The following is a 15,067-nucleotide window of genomic DNA, read 5'->3' as shown; positions in this document are numbered from 1 at the left end:
ATATGATTTTGTGCTGCGGTGAATCACTGATCGACATGGTACCTCAGGACGGTGCCTTTCTGCCCCTGCCCGGAGGCTCGGTCTATAATACGACCGTCGCGCTTGGCCGTCTGGGGGCGAAACCATCCTATCTCTGGCCGCTCTCGACCGACGATTTCGGGGCGGCGCTTCGCGCTCCGCTTGAGAAGGCGGGGGTGGATATGTCGCTTTGCCCTTCGACTGACCGGCTGACGACACTGGCATTCGTTTTCCTGAATGACGGCCATGCCAGCTATAGTTTTTATGATGAAGGCACGGCGGGGCGCATGTTCGACCCTGCCGATATCCCGGAACTTCCGGCGGATGTCTCGGCGCTGTTTATCGGCGGGATCAGCCTCATTCAGGACCCTTGCGGGAATACCGTGCTTGAACTGGCCAATCGCGTCGCGGAAAAAGGCGCGGTCATCAAGGTGGACCTGAATATTCGTCCCAATCTGGTCGCGGATGAGCGGCTGACGCGGGAAAGGCTGAACGGGCTCATGCGGATCGCCGATATCGTGAAGATTTCGGATGACGACGCAGAATGGCTGTTCCCGGATAATGCCCCCGAAGATACCGCCGTGAAGCTACTGGATATCGGCCCGAAACTGATCCTGCGGACACATGGGGCCGAGGGTGCCACGGCGATTCACAAGAACGGCCAGTTCACCCGAGAGGCCGAACGGGTCGAGATCGCCGACACGATCGGCGCCGGAGATACGTTCAATGCCGGCTTCCTGACCGCACTTTCGGAGGCCGGTGCGCTCAGCAAGGACGCGCTTGCCGAGCTGCAGGAAGACACGATCCGCGCCGCTCTGGACCTTGCGGCCAAAGCGGCAGCCGTGACCGTATCCCGGCACGGTGCCAATCCGCCGTGGCGCGAAGAGCTTTCCGCCTGAAAGAGTTGTCTTGCATCATGCGCAAAAAGAAAGCGCCGCCCCGAGGCGGCGCTTTCTTTACAAACGCGGCCCGGGATCAGGCGGCTTCGGCATCCTCGGCGGCCTGACGGCGTTCGCTTTCCTCGCGCGAAAGCGCAACTGAGGTCCGCACGCCTTTCGACACAAACTCCATCAGCCCCTTCACAACCCGCTCATTCGGGTCGATACCGGCGCAGGACAGCACCTCGCGCCCATCGCGCGAACGCGCCCAACGGGCGATCTGTTCAGGCCCGTTGCCATATTTTTTATCATCAGCAATGGCATCATCCAAAGCAGCCAGCACTACCGCCGCAAACAGCTTGCGGGCGCGCTGACCCTGTTCAAAATTAAATGCCGAGCCATCTACGAAATCACGCATCTTTACCGTCCTGACCAAATATGCTTCTGTCCGCCCAGTGGGACGAACTCCAGAGCTTGATTCTGGGTGGTGGAACTGTCTACCCCAACCGAACCTTGATTCGGTACACCGCTAACCTCATGACTGCCATGCAGGAATGTCATGGCTTCCATCCAGAATATTCAACAACACTGTTTCTAGAACGCCAGCAAACCATAGCAGGTTTCCCGTCAGGTAGGATATTATTTAAAAAGATCAAGTTGCCGGTGTGATTTCTTATCCTGCTGCGCCAATCCAGACAGGGTGATGCCAAGAAGACGCACACCGCGCGGATCAGGCATCACCCCGGCCAGCATAGCCTGCGCGATCTCCAGCAGTTCTTTGCCGCTATCGACCGGACGATTCAACGAATAAGCGCGTGTAATTTGTTGAAAATTAGAGAATTTTACCTTCAGCGTTACGGTGCGCCCTTGCGCATTATGTCCCTCGACATGCCGCCAGACCTTATCCGCCAAAGGCACCAGAGCCGCCTGCCCCTCTGCAAGCGCGTGCAGATCGTCGAAATATGTCGTTTCAGCGCCAATGGATTTTCGGATCCGGTCCGGCCGAACCTCGCGGTTATCGATGCCGCGCGAAATATCGTGATACCACTGGCCAGATTTACCGAATCGCCCCTGCAAAAATTCGAGACTCTGGGCACGTAAATCGCCGCCGCTCTCAATCCCCAGCCTGCGCATTTTCGCCGCCGTCGCGGGACCAACACCGTGGAAACGGTCGATTGGCAGCGTGGCGATAAAATCCTCTCCGCGTTCGGGCGGGATCACGAACTGTCCGTCCGGCTTGTTCTGATCCGAGGCGATCTTGGCCAGAAACTTGCAATAACTGATCCCCGCACTTGCGGTCAGCCCGGTTTCCTCGCGGATCTCGGCGCGAATCCGGCTGGCCGTGCTGGTCGCCGTCTCACCTGGCGCAATGCGCCCGGTCAGGTCAAGATAGGCCTCATCCAGCGAAAGCGGTTCGATCAGCGAGGTATATCGCGCGAAAATATCGCGGATCTGGCGGCTTACGGCGCGATACACGTCAAAGCGCGGCTTCACGAAGATCAGATCGGGACAACGCCGCGCCGCCGTCACCGAGGGCATCGCCGAGCGGACACCGAATTTCCGCGCCTCATAGCTGGCAGCGGCAACCACACCCCGTTTGCTGGCCCCGCCAACCGCCACCGGCTTGCCGCGCAATTCGGGATTGTCGCGCTGCTCGACGGATGCATAGAACGCATCCATATCGATATGGACGATGCGACGCGCCTCGTCCCGCGCGATCATTCCACCCGGACAGAGACGCCGTCCGCCGTCATCCCCTCAGCCACACGGTCGAAGCGCAGATAGGCGATGCCGCGCCCGCCGGATTGCGTGTGGACCACACCGGCCTCGCGCCCATCCGCCATCAGGATCGGCGTTCCCGAGGGAACTTCTCCGTCCAGAACCACACGGCGCAGACCCTTTTTCAGCGTGGTCTTGTGCTTCATCCGGGCGGTGACCTCCTGCCCGACATAGCAGCCTTTGCGGAAATCGACCCCTTTCAGGCGCTCAAAATCATGTTCGAGGATATAGCTGTCATTCGGGATCAGTTCTGCCCCGGCCTCAGGCACCAGATGCGCGACCCGGATCGCGTCCCAGTCCGTATCGTCATCCGACCCGACGCCATAAGCCCGCCAACCAAGTGCCGGATCACGCGGATCGGCAATCGCACCGTCCGGAGCCGCACCGGTTCCGCGTGTCACCTGACGCGGATCGTCGTTAATCTCTACCTTTGCACGCAGCTTGTACATGGAGAGGCGCTTTTTCAGATCATCCGCCTGAACAGCCGCCACATCCAGCAGAATGCCGTCCCCATCCGGGATCACGAAGAAATCCGCCAGATATTTCCCCTGAGGCGTCAGCAAAGCCGCATAAGCCGGCGCATGAGTGATATCATTCGTGACCAGACCTTGCAGGAAATCCTCTTTCTCGGGTCCGGTCAGGCGGAGAAGCCGGCGATCAGTCATGGGTCATGTCCCCGAATTGCAGATTGACCAGCGAGGCATAGGCCCCGCCCATCTTCATAAGCTGGTCATGACTGCCCTCTTCGACAACCCGTCCCGCATCGACGACGATGATCTTGTCCGCATTGCGGATGGTCGAAAGCCGGTGTGCAATGACCAGCGTCGTGCGATCCTTGGAAAGCCGGTCCAAGGCCTGCTGCACAAGCCGCTCCGACGCCGCATCGAGGGCTGAGGTCGCCTCATCCAGAAGCAATATCGGCGCGTCGCGCAGCACGGCGCGGGCAATGGCGACACGCTGGCGCTGCCCTCCGGACAATGCCGATCCGCGCGGCCCGGCGGGGCTGTCCAGACCCGAGGGAAACGCGCTGACGAAATCGCTGACATGCGCGGCATCGATCGCGCCGGTCAGTTCGGCCTCGGCGACATCCCGGCCCAGGACGATATTCTCGCGGATGGTTTCATCGAACAGAGCCGGATCCTGCGAGACGACAGAGAACTGGTCACGCAATGTCGCAAGATCGTAATCCTGCAATACCGCCGAACCCAGAGTGATCCTGCCCTGATCGGGGTCCAGCATCCGGGTCAGCAGGTTGAAGACTGTCGTTTTTCCCGCCCCCGAGGGACCGACAAGCGCCGTGGTCTGTCCCGCTTCGGCCACGAAGCTGAGACCGCGCAGCACCTGAGTCTCGCCGAAACCCAAAGAAACATCTTCAAATTCGATCCGCGTCGTTTCCGGCGCTTCGGTCCGCAAGCCGGGGCGGATCGAGGGTTGCGTGTCGAACACGTCATAGATCCGTTCCAGACTGGCCGCCGCAACCTGCCATGTTCCGGCAAGGCTGCCCAACCGGCGCAGAGGCTGAAACGCCAGTGACAGGGCGGTGAAGAACGCCATGAAATCCCCGACCGTACGCTCGCCGCGCGTGACCTCGGCCCCGCCAAGAGCCAGAACGCCCACAAACCCAAGCCCGGTCACCACGTCGATCATCGCCGGAACCACGGCTCCGGTCGCGGCGATCTTGATTTCGGCGCGACGGATGCGGCCCACAATCGCGGCGAAGCGTGAGGTCTGGTATTCCTCGATCCTATTCAGCCGGACCGTGCCGATGCCGTGCAGAACCTCGTCAATCCGCGTGGCCCGGTCCGAGGCGAACTGGCGTGCACCGCGTGTCTTGCGCCGCACATAGCGTTGCACGAAGACCGTCGGCAGGATCAGCAGCGGCGCTCCGATCAGCGCCGCCAACGTCCATTCCGGGTCAATCCGGATCGCGACATAGAACAGCCCTACCAGTGAAACGACATCGCGTCCCGCTCCGGTGATGAACACCTGCCAGATATTCTGCACCGCTTTCGTATCGCCCTGAATCCGCTCGATCATCGCGCCGGGCGGGTTCATCTGGAAGAATTTCATGTCCAGCTTCATGATATGGGACAGCAGATCGACCTGCATCTTCGTGCCGACGCTTTGCTGAACCGATACGAGAAGACTCCGGTTGATCACCGATGTCACGGCCCGGATCAGAAACAGCGAAAAGATGATTCCGCCGACCCACCACATCGCATCGCTATCACCGCCGACAAAAACCCTGTCGAAAAGCGGTTTCAGCATCCAGCTCAGCACGGCGAGCGTCGAGCCCTCGATGATCATCAGGGTCAGCGCGACGCTCATCCGCGGCCAGTATTCGCGCAGATAATCCCGCCAGATGCGCTGAAAGAGGTTTCTGTCAGATATGTTCGACGCCATGCCCCGATCTAGCCTGCGAACCGGCAGCGCCGCAAGCCACCCTTAATTGCGCTGCAACGCACGGAACGCCGCCGAGGCCCCCCAACCGGCAAAGGCCGCGATAAGCAGCGACATCAGCCCATAGGCGAAGGGACGATCGAAGGCCAGCCGGTAAAGCCAGCGTTCCAGACCGACCTTGCGCACCTCCAGCGGGGCGGAATAGCTGTCGATCACCCTGCCTTGCCGCACCAGGAAGATGCGCGTCTTATAGGACCCCTCGACCAGATTCGCAGGCAGACGAAAATCGGCACGGAACAAGGTGTCCTCGACCAGCCGCACCGCATTCTGTTTCAGCCGATACGTTCCATCCGCGATCCGCGACACGATCATCGCCTCGGTGAAATCGACCGGATCCTCGACATCCACAGGCCGCGCGAAGGCCCGCATCGCCGTCGGAATCGAGATCCGGTAACGCGCATCCTCATCCTCATCAAGGATCAGACCCAGAGTGCCAGTCGATGCCACCGAATAGAAACTTGGTGCCGCACCGACCACGACACTTTCCGTATTCACCCAGATTCCCAGCTTGCGCTGCTTGCGCCGCACCGTGACGCTGCGCGATGGACCCTCGACCGTCACGATCACGTTCAGCGGCCCCGTCATCGGAATCGGCGTCTCACGACGGACCGCGCCGAAGATGATGATTTCAGAGCCGTCGAAGCTGGTCGTGATCGATACCGCGTCAGAGGAAATCCCCGCCACAACCTGCTCGGCGCTTTCGTGCGGACGCTCGGGCGGTTCGCCACGTGTCGATTCCGGCGAGGGAAAGGACATGATCGGGAACTCTTCCTGCGCCGGATCGGCCTGCCGCGTGGTTTCCTGACCCGCAACAGGCGCGGCGATGAGAAATGCCAGAAGGATAGCAATCCGCCGCATTACACAATCCCCGGTGTCAGCGAGTACAGATTCTCGGGCCGCAGGAACAGATCGAGCGCCAGCTTCACGCAGACCGCAAGCACCACGATGGCAAGCAGAATCCGAAGCTGCTCTGCCCTCAGCCGCGATCCGAGATGGGTGCCTATCTGCGCCCCGGTCACGCCGCCGACAATCAGCAGAACCGCCAGCATGACATCGACCGTATTATAGCTGATTGCATGCATCAGCGTGGTAAAGGCGGTGACGAAGGTGATCTGAAACAACGAGGTCCCGATCACGACCTTGGTCGGCATCCCCAGCAGATAGATCATCGCCGGCACCATGATGAAGCCACCACCCACGCCCATCATCGCGGACAGGACTCCGACCAGCATTCCCACGACAAGCGGCGGGATCACGCTGAGATACAGCCCCGATGTCCGGAACTTCACCCGGAACGGCAAGGCATGGATCCAGCCATGCTGCTTGCGCTTGGTCCGCACACCCGATCGCGTCCGCCTGAGCGCCCTGAGGCTTTCCAGAAACATCATCGAGCCGACGATACCCAGCATCACCACATAGCTGAGCTGGACGACCAGTTCGACCTGCCCGATCCTTTGCAGCAGGTTGAAGACCAGAACCCCAAGCGCCGAGCCGATCAGACCGCCGACCAGCAGCACCAGCCCCATGCGGAAATCGACCGTGCGCCGTTTGACGTGCCCCAGCACACCGGAGACGGAAGAGGCCACAACCTGATTGGCCCCGGTGGCCACCGCAATCGCGGGCGGTATGCCGATGAAGAACAGCAGGGGCGTTATCAGGAAACCGCCGCCAACTCCGAACATGCCGCTCATCAACCCGACGATTCCGCCAAGTCCGATAAGAGTAAATGCGTTCACCGCCACTTCGGCGATGGGAAGGTAGATCTGCATGGTCCGACATCCGCTGGCTGGCTTCTTCTAGACCCGCAACCCGGCCCGCGTCAAAGCCGCATTCGCCTAAAATTGCCCGGTTGCCGCGCAAACGGACGAGGGCTAATCATGGACCCGTCAAAAAGGGGATATCATGCGCATCCTGATCACCAATGATGACGGCATCAACGCACCCGGCCTGAAGGTCGCCGAAGAAATCGCCGCCGAGATTGCCGGCCCCGAAGGCGAGGTCTGGGTCGTCGCACCGGCTTTCGAGCAATCCGGCGTCGCTCATTGCATTTCCTTCTCCCACCCGACCATGATCGCCCAACTGGCAGAGCGGCGATACGCAGCCGAGGGCTCGCCTGCGGATTGCGTTCTGGCCGCCATTCACGACATCATGGCCGATGCGCCGCCGGATCTGGTGATCTCGGGCGTGAATCGCGGCAATAATTCGGGCGAGAACGCTGCCTATTCCGGCACGGTGGGCGGCGCGATGGAGGCGGCGCTGCAAGGGCTGCCCGCAATCGCGCTCTCGCAATATTTCGGACCGGCGATGCTGGCGCTGGACGATCCCTTCGAATGCGCCCGCAAACATGGCGGCGATATCGTCAGGCAATTGCTGGATCACGCCGACTGGAACGCGGATCAGGATTTCCGGCTGTTCTATAATGTCAATTTTCCGCCAACCTCTGCGGATGGGATGAAAGGGCTGCGTGTGGCCCCTCAGGGTCGCCGTCGCGGAGCCGGTTTCTCGGTCGAGCCCTTCGTGGCCCCGAATGGCCGCCGCTTCCTGTGGGTGCGCGGTGCGCCTCAGGATGCGGAAGGCACGAAAGACAGCGATCTGATGTTCAATCTTGAGGGATATACGACGGTCACCCCGATGCGTGCGGATCTGACCTGCCATTCCTCTCTGGCCGATCTCAGGAGGGCATTGGAGGCATGAACGCCGGGGATGACGATGGCGCCGGACATGCGGAACGCAAGATGCGGTTCCTGTTCCAGCTCCGCTCGCACGGGGTGACCGATCCACGCGTTCTCGCGGCGATGGAGCGGATCGACCGGGGCGAATTCGTCCGGGGACATTTCGAAGACCGCGCCTATGAGGATACGCCGCTGCCGATCCAGTGCGGGCAGACGATCAGCCAGCCCTCGGTTGTCGGGCTGATGACACAGGCGCTTAACCCCGGCCCCCGCGACACGGTGCTGGAAATCGGCACCGGCTCTGGCTATCAGGCCGCCGTGCTGTCCGGGCTGTGCCGCCGGGTCTATACGGTCGAGCGTCATCGCCAGCTTGTGACCGAGGCCGAGGCGCTGTTTCAGCGCCTGCGCCTGTCGAATATCACCGTGAGGTTGGCCGATGGCAGTCACGGGCTTGCCGAACAGGCCCCGTTTGATCGCATAATCGTCACAGCAGCAGCCGAGGATCCGCCCGGCCCGCTCTTGGCGCAGCTTAAAATCGGCGGTATCATGGTCGTGCCGGTCGGGCAGTCCGATGCGGTACAGACATTGATCCGGGTTAACCGGACTGAAACAGGCTTTGAATACCACGAACTGCGCCAGGTGCGTTTCGTGCCACTGGTCGAAGGGTTGGGCTGAGCCCCCCTGCACCGGAAGCATGTCGCGACAAAGGTGGTTTGTGAGCGAACGGACAGGCGGACCAGACAGGCAGATGAGCAGCAGAACGATTTTCAAAAGCATGGCAGCGATGTCGCTGACGGTTGGTCTGGCTGGGTGTTCAGCATTTCCAGCCGTGCAGCAGGATATTCAGCGGATCGGCGGCGGCGGCTCCACTGCGACCAGCTTCCCCAGCATGGGCCGCGCGGCGGATGCCGGTAATACCGCAGGGGCAAGCCCGGTCGTGCGCGATCCCTTTGCGGGTCAGGGCGTCGCGCAACCCGATATCCCGGGCGGAGGCGCCACATCGGCCAGCAACACGGCATCCGCGACAACAACCATGAGAGAGGCCACCACCCACCGCGTCGTCGCAGGTGAAACCGGGTGGTCCATCGCACGCCGTTACGGGATCTCGGTGCAGCAACTCGCCGAAGCCAACTCGCTGGACGCAGCAATGACGCTGCGGGTTGGTCAGTCGCTGAATATCCCCGCCCATGCTGTCCGGACGGCAAACACTGTCACGGCACCGGGCACCGGCTCGCCGACCCCGACCCCGCCTTCTGCCTCGCAGCCTTTGCCGGATGAGGAAACCGCACCATCATCTGCGCCGAGTCCCAAGCCCGCAACGCCGGATCTTGGCGCGACGCGGACCGCAGCCAGCGGCTCGGGCAGGTTCCGGATGCCGGTTGCCGGAGCAATCGTGCGAACCTACAGCAAGGGAAGCAACGAAGGAATCGACATCGCCGCCGCGCCCGGAACCGCTGTCGAAGCGGCGGGCAATGGCAGCATCGCCGCGATTACCCGTGATACGGATGGCGTTCCGATCGTCGTCATCCGCCATGAGGGAGAGTTGCTGACGGTCTATGCCGGGCTGTCACAGCTTTCGGTGCAAAAGGGCGATCAGGTCTCTGCCGGGCAGAAAGTTGGCACCGCTGGCAATTCCGGCTCGATTCACTTCGAGGTCCGTCAGGGTTTCGAAAGCGCTGACCCCGAAGATTACCTCTGAGCCAGGCCGCTGCCGAGCCGGGCTGCCGCTGTGCCCGGCTACCGCTGAAACCGGCACAGATGCATATCCCCGCAACAGACTGAAGCCGCCCCGCTAAGGGACGGCTTCGCCTCGCGCCGTGCGGAGGGTTAACGGCGCGACAAAGCAGGCGGCAGTCAGGAGGTCCGCAGCCCTGCCTCAATCGAGGAAGTGACTTCCTGCCGGATGGCGCGGCGCAGGTTGCGGCTGATCCGCTCACCCATCTCTCCCTGCAGTTCCTGCCGGATCACGTCACGCACCAGATTGCGCAGGGCATTGCCGCCGGAGAGATGGTCCACCTGATCGGAGTTGTCAGCCGCGAACAGATCGAAACCTTCCTCTGCCTGCGGTTTCTGGGCGGGTTGGTTCGCGTTTTCACGAGCGATTTCGGCAAGCATCATGCCAGTCTCCATTTCATGTGTTTCGGGTTGGGTGGTCGCAGATTGATGCGGAATGATGGTTGAAATCGACGGAGCCCCGTCCGTTGATTCGTCGGCACATGGCGGAAGATCCGCGTCGCCCGGCCCTGCGCCGGTCATGAAGGTCCTGCCTTCCGGGGCAATGTCAGGGACTTTATCGTCATGCTCCTGTACAGCGGCGAGCGATCCGCCATTCAGAAGCATCGGAGCATCCCGATCACCCGCACTGGCAGGTGTTTCACCCATCTCCACCCGGTCAGGGGACCCGGACATTGCCGTCTGGCTCAGCTTCGATTCGATCTGCCGCATGAGGCGGGGATAACCGGGCAAAATATCCTCCTGCGCGATCAGACGCCGGATAGAAGCAAGAACGTCACCGATTTCAGGGGAGGTCTGGTCTGCGGGGATGGCCTGCGGCTCAGCCATGACCACCCCCGGTTTTCCAAATATCACTCGCGGTTGATCGCGCGCAGAACCCGGTCGAGGCTTTCGCCCTGCCGGCTGGTATAGGGCGCATCGCGCACGGCATTATAGTAAGCTGATGGGTCATATGTGGGTATTCCAAGTTGCAGGTCTTCCACCGTCAACAAACCCATAGCGGACAATAATTGATAATGTGCTAATTGCAGATTGGCTTCTGCGGTAATCATATCCGCCCGCGCCTCAAGCAGCGCCTGTTCGGAATCCAGAACATCCAGCGTCGTCCGCGCCCCCAGCAAGGCTTCTTCCCGGACCCCGTCATAGGCCTGTTGCGCCGCAGAAATCTGTTCGTTGATCGCCCCGATCTGCGCCGCCGCCACGTCGATATTGGCCCAGGCGGTTCCCACCGCCTCATCCACTTCACGCGCCGAATTCAGCAGGGAGGCACGGGACGCATCACGATTCGCCATCGCCTTGCGATGCGCAGCGGACAGGCGTCCACCGCTATAGATGGTCTGCGACAATTGCAGTCCGATCCGCCCCTGCGAATCGCCCTCTTTATCAGCTGACACCCCGGCAGAACCGGTAAAGGTCGGATTACGCTCACGCTCAGCCGCGACCACGGCCAATTCAGCCGCCGCTACTTCGCGGTTCGCCTGAAGGATCGCGGGATGGTTCCGCTGTGCGGTTGCACGGGCCTCTGCAAGGGATGCAGGGCGTTGCGGCAAAGACGGCACGCTGAGCGTACCCGGACGGTTGCCGGTCGCCGCGAAATAAGCCTCACGCGCGATTTCCAGATCGCCTTGTGCTGAGGCCAGAGAGGCACGCGACGCCGCAACCGCCGCATTGGCCTGCGCCACGTCGGTCACCGTGATTTCACCGACATCGAAGCGGTCCTGTGCCGCCTGAAGGTCCTGTTCAAGCACCCGCACCGAGTTCTGTTCCAGTTCGACCTGCTCAGTCGCGGCACGGACCTGCATGAATGCCTGCACGGCGGAAAGGAGAATGCTTTGTTCAACGGTAACAAGCGCATAACGCGTGGCCAGCACCGTTTCCTTGGCCATATCGATGGCCGCCTGAGACCGCCCGAAATCATACAGCGTCATCGACGCGGTAAGCCCGAAGCTGGTCGCAGTGGATTCGACACCGTCGAGATCGGTGAAAGTATGGTCGAGCGCCCATTGCAAAATCGGGCGTAGCTGAGCCATTGCCGTCGCCACATCCTCATCCGCAGCCCGCAAAACCGCCCGGTTCTGTTCGAGCAGCGCGGAATGGCGATAGGCCGCGACCAGAGTGTCACCCAGAGACTGAGCCGCAGCAGGAAGCGCCGTCCCGGCGAGAAGTACGGCCACCATGCTGCGCTGCAGGAAGGCTTTGCCGATCTTTTTCATGCGTTTTGTCATCCGTGCAGTCCTCAGAACTTGAAACCGGTTGCCGTCGCAAAGCCAGACAGCAAAGGCGCCGACGCGTTGAAGGCATATCGCCAGTTTATTTTACCATCTACCTTATAGCCGATCCGTGCAACACCCAGATTACCTTCGGAAAAAATCGCGCCGATCCGTCCACCTTCGCGAAGCTGATCAGCGATCGCTGCGGGAAGTTCCTCAATCCCGCCCGCGATCAGGATCACATCGAAAGGTGCCTGACCGGGGCAACCCGCGGTGAGGTCCCCGGTGACCACGGCGACATTGTCGATGCCACATTCGGACAATGTGGTTTCGGCCTGCGCCGCCATGTCGGGCTGTGATTCAAGCGCCACGACGGCCTCGGCAAGCCGGGCCACGACCGCCGCATCATAGCCGAAACCCGCCGCGATATTCAGCACAAGCTCATCCGGTTGTATGTTCAGCTCATCCAGAAGCTTCGAGACAGTCCGCGGCTCCAGCAGCCAGCGATCCCCGCCCAGAGGAACGTTTTCGCCCACATAGGCAACCGCCTGCCGCGATTCCGGCACATAGCGTTCGCGCGGGACGGCAAGCATTGCTGCAATCACCGGATATTTCGTAACATCATTCGGCCGGACCTGAGTATCCACCATAATGGTTCGGGCCTGAGAGAAATCGACCATGTGAATGCCTTTTATCTGTGCTGTCCTTTTCTGCCACGAAAGAACCGTCGGAGCAACGTTCCGATTGGACCGGTTGGCGCTTGCAAGGCGCGGAATCTTCGATTATTCCAACCGGACCTCAGACCGGCGGTGGGTTGGCGGAGAGGTTACGCACCGGATTGCAAATCCGTGAAGACCGGTTCGATTCCGGTACCCACCTCCATGCCATCCCCTGCCCCGAACGCGGAATTATGCCGTTGCCCTATCGCAGCGCATCATGGCTGGCAGGCGCAGCACTTGCGCCATTCGCCTCTGGCCCTCTGGCCGAGCGGCTGGTTCTGGATGAGCCGGGCGGTGCTGAAAACCCGCAAGCGACCGGGCATAACGGGACGATCTGGCTGCACGGGGCAAGCGTCGGAGAGCTGAGCTCGGCCCGGCCTGTGATCGGAATGCTGTCCGCGCATTCCAGGCTGATCGTCACTGCAAATACCACGACCGGGCGCGGCGTGGCCCGGGACTGGGGCTTTCCGGCAAGGCTCGCACCGCTGGATACGCCGCAATCGCTGCGCCGTTTTCTGGACCGTTTCCGCCCGCGACTGGCGGTGACTCTGGAAAATGAGATGTGGCCGAACCGTTCGGCGGCGCTTGAGGCGGCAGGGATACAACATTTCGTTATCGGCGCACGGATGTCTGAACGCTCGGCGCGGCGTTGGGCGCGGCTGCCCTGGCTGATCCGGCCCATGCTGCGCCGGATCGAGGGGCTTTCGGCGCAGGATATCGGCAGCGAGGAAAGGCTGGTGGATCTTGGCCTGCCCGCCGAGGCGCTGATGCCGCGCATGCAGCTCAAGCTTCTTGGTCCTGCTGGCACCCGCCCGCAGGAACGGCCCCCGACACGGGACCGGACCATCCTTGCCGCCTCGACCCATGAAGGCGAGGACGGGCCTGTGTTGGACGCATTCATGCAGGCTCGCCGACAGGTTGCCGGGCTTCGGCTGATTATCGCGCCGCGCCATACGGTCCGGGCGGACGATATCGCCGCGCTGATGGCGCAGCGCGGGCTGCATCCGGCGCGGCGCTCTCAGGGCGCGGACGAGACCGAGCCGGTTCTGCTGGCCGATACAATGGGCGAGATGGATCGCTGGTATGACGCCGCCGCGATCTGCATCACCGGCGGTTCTCTGGTTGCCAAAGGCGGCCATACCCCGTGGGAGCCCGCCGCTCATGAATGCGCGATCCTTCACGGCCCCCATGTCACCAATTTCTCCGAGGATTACGCGCTGCTGCATGCGGTGGATGGTGCCGAAACACTGTCGAAACATGCCGGGGCGACGCTGGCGAAACTGGCGGCATCGCCCGAACTTGCCGCACGGATGGGACAGAATGCCCGCAGGCTTCTGCTGTCGCGTGCCGGTGATGTCACCCCGCTTGTGGAACGGATTCTCGGCGCTGCCGACATTGCAGAAACGCAGGATCATGCCGATATAACAGGCATGAAAGGGAACAGAACGTGATCCGCTATGAACTTTCCTGTCTGGATAACCACCGTTTCGATGGCTGGTTCGGCTCATCCGACGCTTTCGAATCGCAACGCGACGCAGGGCAGATAGAATGTCCCGTCTGCGGCACCGCGTCGGTGGACCGTGCGCTGATGTCCCCTTCCGTTCCCGCAAAATCGCGTAAAGCACAAAGCGACGACAAAACGCCGCTTGAGCAATTGCGCAAACATATCGAGGCAAACTCGGACTATGTCGGTCTGCGTTTCGCCGATGAGGCCCGCGCCATGCATGAAGGGCGCAAGGACCATCGCTCGATCTATGGCGAGGCCAAACCCGACGAGGCCCGTGCCTTGCTGGAAGATGGCGTTCCGATTGCGCCCCTGCCGTTTATTCCGAAGCGCCAGACCAACTGAGGCCGACCGCCGCTGTCAGGGCTGATCGGGTTCGGTAAAGGTGACGCTGACTGGGGCAAGCCCCTCAACATCTCCGACCAGATGATTTCCCACCGAAACCGGCCCGACTCCTGCCGGCGTTCCGGTCATCAGAATATCCCCCGGCGCAAGGTGATACAGATGCGACAGCCGCGACAGCAGCTCCGGGATCGACCACACCATGTCCGATAGCGGCGCGTCCTGACGCAGTTCTCCGTCCAGACGCAGCCGGATGCGCTGATCGGCAAGGGGACCGAATTCAGCCTCCTGAGTGATCGGGCCTATAATCGCGGATTCCTCGACATCCTTCGCCGTATCCCAAGGCAGACCGCCATCCTTGGCGCGTGACTGAAGATCGCGACGAGTCATATCCAGACCGACCGCATAGCCGAATACTGCATCCCGGGCCGCAGCAATATCCGCCTTGAAGAGCGGCTTCCCGACAGCGACGCAGAGTTCAACCTCGTAATGATAATTCGAGGTTCCGGGCGGATAATTGCTTTCCATCCCGCTCGGCAGATAAGCCAGAGCAGATTTCGTGAAGAAAATCGGCTGTTCCCGGTCAACCTGACCGCCCATCTCGGCGGCATGGGCGGCGTAATTCTTGCCGACACAGAAAATACGGTGCAGCGGATAACGCGCCTCCTGGCCCTGTACGGGCAATGCCGGCAAGGGCGGCGAAGGAAACAGATTCTGGGCCATGAAAACTCCTCGTGACGAAGCGCTGCGG

At 61.5% G+C, this 15,067-nt stretch carries 16 protein-coding genes and 1 tRNA gene; 7 read left to right on the top strand and 10 right to left on the bottom strand.

All coding sequences use genetic code 11. The features are described from left to right. The first annotated feature begins 2 nt into the window (after positions 1 to 2). Positions 3 to 917, top strand: coding sequence for a carbohydrate kinase family protein (locus PAE61_RS06610; protein WP_271114541.1), 915 nt, complete (start codon positions 3 to 5; stop codon positions 915 to 917). A 76-nt stretch (positions 918 to 993) separates the two neighbouring features. Here the strand turns inward: PAE61_RS06610 and PAE61_RS06605 are convergent, their stop codons facing one another. The 6 genes from PAE61_RS06605 to PAE61_RS06580 form a co-directional block, all read right to left on the bottom strand. After that, the gene (locus tag PAE61_RS06605) at positions 994 to 1,314 is read right to left on the bottom strand and encodes a DUF6280 family protein (protein WP_090524829.1); all 321 of its coding nucleotides are present in this window, start codon (positions 1,312 to 1,314) and stop codon (positions 994 to 996) included. A gap of 221 nt (positions 1,315 to 1,535) precedes the next feature. After that, a complete protein-coding gene (gene dinB / locus PAE61_RS06600) occupies positions 1,536 to 2,618 on the bottom strand; it encodes a DNA polymerase IV (protein ID WP_271114540.1) in 1,083 nt (360 codons plus the stop codon). Then, on the bottom strand, positions 2,615 to 3,340 hold the full coding sequence (ygfZ, locus tag PAE61_RS06595) for a CAF17-like 4Fe-4S cluster assembly/insertion protein YgfZ (RefSeq protein ID WP_271114539.1): 726 nt from the start codon (positions 3,338 to 3,340) through the stop codon (positions 2,615 to 2,617). Before ygfZ ends, dinB begins: the two co-directional genes overlap by 4 nt. After that, positions 3,333 to 5,078 (bottom strand): ABC transporter ATP-binding protein, encoded by a 1,746-nt coding sequence (locus tag PAE61_RS06590; protein WP_271114538.1) that lies wholly within the window; start codon positions 5,076 to 5,078, stop codon positions 3,333 to 3,335. Before PAE61_RS06590 ends, ygfZ begins: the two co-directional genes overlap by 8 nt. A 42-nt stretch (positions 5,079 to 5,120) precedes the next feature. After that, a complete protein-coding gene (locus tag PAE61_RS06585) occupies positions 5,121 to 5,993 on the bottom strand; it encodes a TIGR02186 family protein (protein ID WP_271114537.1) in 873 nt (290 codons plus the stop codon). After that, a complete protein-coding gene (locus PAE61_RS06580; protein ID WP_271114536.1) occupies positions 5,993 to 6,904 on the bottom strand; it encodes a sulfite exporter TauE/SafE family protein in 912 nt (303 codons plus the stop codon). Before PAE61_RS06580 ends, PAE61_RS06585 begins: the two co-directional genes overlap by 1 nt. A 133-nt stretch (positions 6,905 to 7,037) precedes the next feature. Between PAE61_RS06580 and surE the strand changes: the two genes are divergently transcribed. From surE to PAE61_RS06565, 3 genes are all read left to right on the top strand, one after another. Beyond that, entirely contained in the window at positions 7,038 to 7,829 is a 792-nt protein-coding gene (gene surE, locus PAE61_RS06575) for a 5'/3'-nucleotidase SurE (protein WP_271114535.1), read from the top strand. Beyond that, positions 7,826 to 8,482, top strand: coding sequence for a protein-L-isoaspartate(D-aspartate) O-methyltransferase (locus PAE61_RS06570; protein WP_271114534.1), 657 nt, complete (start codon positions 7,826 to 7,828; stop codon positions 8,480 to 8,482). The genes surE and PAE61_RS06570 overlap by 4 nt, the downstream gene beginning before the upstream one ends. Positions 8,483 to 8,555: 73 nt before the next feature. Continuing rightward, positions 8,556 to 9,506: a M23 family metallopeptidase gene (locus PAE61_RS06565; RefSeq protein ID WP_271114533.1), complete on the top strand. Its 951-nt coding sequence runs from the start codon at positions 8,556 to 8,558 to the stop codon at positions 9,504 to 9,506. A gap of 155 nt (positions 9,507 to 9,661) precedes the next feature. On the opposite strand, the gene PAE61_RS06560 is transcribed toward PAE61_RS06565, so the two are convergent. The 3 genes from PAE61_RS06560 to PAE61_RS06550 are packed head-to-tail and all read right to left on the bottom strand — an operon-like array spanning position 9,662 to position 12,431. Further along, positions 9,662 to 10,369 (bottom strand): hypothetical protein, encoded by a 708-nt coding sequence (locus PAE61_RS06560; RefSeq protein WP_271114532.1) that lies wholly within the window; start codon positions 10,367 to 10,369, stop codon positions 9,662 to 9,664. A 23-nt stretch (positions 10,370 to 10,392) separates the two neighbouring features. Beyond that, entirely contained in the window at positions 10,393 to 11,754 is a 1,362-nt protein-coding gene (locus PAE61_RS06555; protein ID WP_271114531.1) for a TolC family outer membrane protein, read from the bottom strand. A gap of 23 nt (positions 11,755 to 11,777) precedes the next feature. Continuing rightward, a complete protein-coding gene (locus PAE61_RS06550; protein ID WP_271114530.1) occupies positions 11,778 to 12,431 on the bottom strand; it encodes a protein-L-isoaspartate O-methyltransferase family protein in 654 nt (217 codons plus the stop codon). Positions 12,432 to 12,559: 128 nt separating this feature from the next. Between PAE61_RS06550 and PAE61_RS06545 the strand changes: the two genes are divergently transcribed. The 3 genes from PAE61_RS06545 to PAE61_RS06535 all read left to right on the top strand — a co-directional run bounded on the left by PAE61_RS06545 (position 12,560) and on the right by PAE61_RS06535 (position 14,319). Beyond that, positions 12,560 to 12,633 (top strand) — tRNA-Cys (locus PAE61_RS06545). Positions 12,634 to 12,667: 34 nt separating this feature from the next. Further along, positions 12,668 to 13,921 (top strand): 3-deoxy-D-manno-octulosonic acid transferase, encoded by a 1,254-nt coding sequence (locus PAE61_RS06540; RefSeq protein ID WP_271114529.1) that lies wholly within the window; start codon positions 12,668 to 12,670, stop codon positions 13,919 to 13,921. Further along, positions 13,918 to 14,319, top strand: coding sequence for a DUF1178 family protein (locus PAE61_RS06535; protein WP_271114528.1), 402 nt, complete (start codon positions 13,918 to 13,920; stop codon positions 14,317 to 14,319). The genes PAE61_RS06540 and PAE61_RS06535 overlap by 4 nt, the downstream gene beginning before the upstream one ends. Before the next feature lie 15 nt (positions 14,320 to 14,334). Here the strand turns inward: PAE61_RS06535 and PAE61_RS06530 are convergent, their stop codons facing one another. Further along, on the bottom strand, positions 14,335 to 15,039 hold the full coding sequence (locus tag PAE61_RS06530; RefSeq protein ID WP_271114527.1) for a fumarylacetoacetate hydrolase family protein: 705 nt from the start codon (positions 15,037 to 15,039) through the stop codon (positions 14,335 to 14,337). Positions 15,040 to 15,067 lie beyond the last annotated feature (28 nt).

The sequence above is a fragment of the Paracoccus aerodenitrificans genome (assembly GCF_027913215.1).
In the GTDB taxonomy this organism is placed as follows: Bacteria; Pseudomonadota; Alphaproteobacteria; order Rhodobacterales; family Rhodobacteraceae; genus Paracoccus; species Paracoccus aerodenitrificans.
The sequence above is the reverse complement of the archived record's forward strand: the minus strand, read 5'-3'. Positions and strand labels throughout refer to the sequence as shown.

What these genes read in the sequence shown, in the direction of transcription:
- PAE61_RS06550 (WP_271114530.1), bottom strand. Translation starts at nt 12,431, where the DNA reads ATGGTCGATTTCTCTCAGGCCCGAACCATTATGGTGGATACTCAGGTC.
- PAE61_RS06590 (WP_271114538.1), bottom strand. Translation starts at nt 5,078, where the DNA reads ATGGCGTCGAACATATCTGACAGAAACCTCTTTCAGCGCATCTGGCGG.
- PAE61_RS06570 (WP_271114534.1), top strand. Translation starts at nt 7,826, where the DNA reads ATGAACGCCGGGGATGACGATGGCGCCGGACATGCGGAACGCAAGATG.
- PAE61_RS06605 (WP_090524829.1), bottom strand. Translation starts at nt 1,314, where the DNA reads ATGCGTGATTTCGTAGATGGCTCGGCATTTAATTTTGAACAGGGTCAG.
- PAE61_RS06585 (WP_271114537.1), bottom strand. Translation starts at nt 5,993, where the DNA reads ATGCGGCGGATTGCTATCCTTCTGGCATTTCTCATCGCCGCGCCTGTT.
- PAE61_RS06610 (WP_271114541.1), top strand. Translation starts at nt 3, where the DNA reads ATGATTTTGTGCTGCGGTGAATCACTGATCGACATGGTACCTCAGGAC.
- PAE61_RS06580 (WP_271114536.1), bottom strand. Translation starts at nt 6,904, where the DNA reads ATGCAGATCTACCTTCCCATCGCCGAAGTGGCGGTGAACGCATTTACT.
- PAE61_RS06560 (WP_271114532.1), bottom strand. Translation starts at nt 10,369, where the DNA reads ATGGCTGAGCCGCAGGCCATCCCCGCAGACCAGACCTCCCCTGAAATC.
- ygfZ (WP_271114539.1), bottom strand. Translation starts at nt 3,340, where the DNA reads ATGACTGATCGCCGGCTTCTCCGCCTGACCGGACCCGAGAAAGAGGAT.
- PAE61_RS06565 (WP_271114533.1), top strand. Translation starts at nt 8,556, where the DNA reads ATGAGCAGCAGAACGATTTTCAAAAGCATGGCAGCGATGTCGCTGACG.
- dinB (WP_271114540.1), bottom strand. Translation starts at nt 2,618, where the DNA reads ATGATCGCGCGGGACGAGGCGCGTCGCATCGTCCATATCGATATGGAT.
- PAE61_RS06555 (WP_271114531.1), bottom strand. Translation starts at nt 11,754, where the DNA reads ATGAAAAAGATCGGCAAAGCCTTCCTGCAGCGCAGCATGGTGGCCGTA.
- PAE61_RS06530 (WP_271114527.1), bottom strand. Translation starts at nt 15,039, where the DNA reads ATGGCCCAGAATCTGTTTCCTTCGCCGCCCTTGCCGGCATTGCCCGTA.
- surE (WP_271114535.1), top strand. Translation starts at nt 7,038, where the DNA reads ATGCGCATCCTGATCACCAATGATGACGGCATCAACGCACCCGGCCTG.